This is a genomic window from Pseudaquabacterium rugosum (assembly GCF_038066575.1).
Classification (GTDB): Bacteria; Pseudomonadota; Gammaproteobacteria; order Burkholderiales; family Burkholderiaceae_C; genus Pseudaquabacterium; species Pseudaquabacterium rugosum.
On sequence record NZ_JBBUTF010000057.1, the window covers coordinates 1 to 542 of the forward strand.

1 protein-coding gene is annotated in these 542 nt (G+C 64.8%); it reads left to right on the forward strand.

The genetic code is table 11. The annotated features are described in order from the left end of the window. The coding region (locus AACH11_RS24770) for a transposase (RefSeq protein WP_341376967.1) at positions 1-530 on the forward strand (530 nt) is incomplete at its 5' end. Between the last annotated feature and the right edge of the window lie 12 nt (positions 531-542).

Below are 542 nucleotides of genomic sequence, written 5' to 3' on the forward strand. Positions count from 1 at the left end.
ACGCGCAGAGCACGCGCAGCACGGCCCAAGGCGGAGACACAGGGTTCGACGCAGGCAAGAAGGTCAAGGGGCGCAAGCGGCATCTGGTGGTCGACACACTGGGCTTGCTGCTGGCCGTCACCGTCACAGCGGCCAGCGTGCAGGACCGCGATGGCGCAGCCGAAGTTGTCGCCAAGGCCTGCGCCAAGGTGCCGACGTTGAAGAAGGTGTACGCCGATGCCGCTTACGGCGGGCAATGCGCGCGGGCCATCGAGCAAACACATGGCATCAGCGTCGAGGTGGTGCGCCATCCTGGCAATCGCCGCACTGGCACTTGGCAGAACACCCAGCAACCGCTGTGGCCCGAGGTGATCTCCAGCGGTTTCGTCGTGCAGCCCAAGCGCTGGGTGGTCGAGCGCACGCACGCCTGGAACGAGCGCGCCAGAAGACTCATGGCTCACCATGATCGCTCCACCTGGGCCCCTCTTGCCTGGGTCTGGCTGACCGAGGCGCGTATCCTCGCAACACGATTGGCCAAAAAAATCATTTAGGGGACACCCTCT